Source organism: Psychrobacillus sp. (assembly GCF_056205495.1).
This window is the reverse complement of record NZ_JBAEAP010000002.1, coordinates 1-2174: the sequence shown is the minus strand read 5'-3', so window position 1 is coordinate 2174 and position 2174 is coordinate 1. Positions and strand designations below refer to the sequence as shown.

The window sequence follows — 2174 nt, the reverse complement described above, 5'->3', positions numbered from 1 at the left end:
AATCCACGTTTTCTGGACGTTCCGCAGCAAGCTTTGCCGATGCACGTTCCAGCAACTCTCGAATAAACCGCACCTCTTCCACATGCTCTAAATCTATTAAAGAGATAAACGTGCCACGCTGAGGATAAACCTCCAACAGCTCCTCCTGCGCAAGCTTCACAAACGCTTCTCTAACAGGCGTACGACTGACACTAAGCAACTCAGAAATCTCTTTTTCCGACACACTCTGCCCCGGTTTCAAATCCAGTTTAATGATGCTTTCCTTTAACGTCTCATACACATGATCTCGAGTAGAGACATTCTTCCTCTTATTAAAATTATCTGCTAGCAGAATACTCACCCCTTTACTAAAGTCATATTACCATAATTGTATACTTGTATGGTAGTATATATTTTAACATTCAGAAAAATAGTTATATTTTAACTTAATAGTTTATTGTCATTAGTACTTTTATGATAACACACCCGATATTTGCTAATAAAACCACAAGGACAAATAAAAAAAGCATCTTATAATCAAGATGCTCCGAAAATTTTCTAATCGTATGTCCTTTGAATTGTAGTGAATTGTGTGCGGTACAGGGACAAACACAACTCCACCAGAAACCCGCCTACCACAAGGGTTCACCCAAAAGAATTGTGTCTGACACAGGGATGAAGTCAAACCTCCAAATTGTAGCGAATTGTGTGCGACACAGGGACACACACAATTCCGCGAAAAAACCACCTACCACAAGGGTTCACCTAAAAGAATTGTGTCTGACACAGGGACGGCTATCCTATTTATCCCCCAAACCCATAAATCATCCCAGCAAGAACCCCATAAACAATCAGCAACCCAAAGGCAGCCAACACTCCAAGCCAGCTAGTACCCCCACGCAGTTGAAGCTCTGACTGCATGAATTCCTCGCTGCCATGTTGCTGCTCCGTGACTCTCTTAATCTCCTTATTCGCATGCATCAAATATAAATAGTTTCCTAAAAAACCACAGATGACCCCTACTGTAATTCCTATGGTCGAATCTACCCCAAAATCGACCCCACTCAAGACAATGATCAGATCATATAAAAGAAAAAGACCTAGTATGATTAAAATATACGCATACATTTTCCGATAGCCTAGCCAAAAGAACGAAAGGAAAAAAGCTGCCCAATTCCATGATAGCCCCTGATTCCACTTTCGGGAATAATACTCCCATTTGCTAGCTCCTACAAATGCCCCATGTAACGACTCATCTAACTCCGGATATTTCTTATCCATCTATATATCCCCCCCTTTAATATTGAAGACTTATTATATGATATTACACTTTTCATTAACCCTACCCCTAATAACCATTAAACTCATTTTAATGTTAAATTTTGGAATAAAAATAAAATTATTCATCAATTTATAAATAGTTACTAAAAACCTATAAAATTTCTTTATTTTTAAAACATTTCTATTAATAAAGTAAATATTTGACCGAAATATACTTGTGTAAGAATTTTCAAAATGGGGGTGTAAAAGATGTTATCTGACTTTCACGGCAAGCTAGACAAGGAATTAGGTCCTAGGCGGATATTGCATATTAAAGAATGTGAAGTTTGTGGATTCGATGAGATTTATTATGTGGATCCGGAAACGAATAAACAGATCGGTATGGCTTGTGAGGGGTGCAATTTTATAAAAAGGTTTGTTGATAGTACTAAAACCCAATCTAAAGGAAGCAGTTTAATCCGCCATTAAAACAACTGCTCCTTTGTTTCACTATAAGTTTAAGCCTCTCCTAGACTCACTTCTGGTAGTTCCTTTAAAACAGCAGCCATTTCATCGACCCACTCCTCACACTTATTAGGCAAATAAGGAAATGGATGTCTTGGATAATCTCTTGCTTTGTTCCAGTATGCCTTTGGTTCTTTTCCATTTAACTTCACACCTTCAATCGGTAAAAACCCATGCTCCATTGCAAGTCTCTTTGCTTCAGGTTTTGACCCCCATCCATACAGCACATGATCCACTAGATTAGTCATCTCTATAAATTGCTCAATGTTATTGGCATAGCATGAGTTCGGTACATTCTGTAGCTCACAAATTTTAAGCAATCGCTTGAACTCAAAAGAGTCTCCCTCACACATCTCAGATAGATTCACTATAATTAGTTCTTCCCAATCCATTCGCTCCATTAACCGCAT

General features: G+C 38.4%; 3 protein-coding genes and 1 pseudogene. 1 reads left to right on the top strand and 3 read right to left on the bottom strand.

The window, feature by feature from the left end; translation table 11 throughout:
• A partial coding sequence (locus tag AC06OU_RS00050) for a GntR family transcriptional regulator (protein WP_475853278.1) occupies nt 1-340 on the bottom strand: 340 nt, incomplete at its 3' end.
• 443 nt (nt 341-783) lie between these two features.
• Nucleotides 784-1260, bottom strand: coding sequence for a DUF2628 domain-containing protein (locus AC06OU_RS00045; protein ID WP_298471982.1), 477 nt, complete (start codon nt 1258-1260; stop codon nt 784-786).
• A 249-nt stretch (nt 1261-1509) separates the two neighbouring features.
• Here AC06OU_RS00045 and AC06OU_RS00040 point away from each other — a divergent pair, with 249 nt between their 5' ends.
• Complete coding sequence (locus AC06OU_RS00040; RefSeq protein WP_298471984.1) at nt 1510-1728, top strand: acyltransferase; 219 nt, start codon at nt 1510-1512, stop codon at nt 1726-1728.
• A 29-nt stretch (nt 1729-1757) separates the two neighbouring features.
• Here AC06OU_RS00040 and AC06OU_RS00035 read toward each other — a convergent pair.
• Nucleotides 1758-2174: pseudogene (locus AC06OU_RS00035) on the bottom strand (hypothetical protein); the annotation flags it as partial.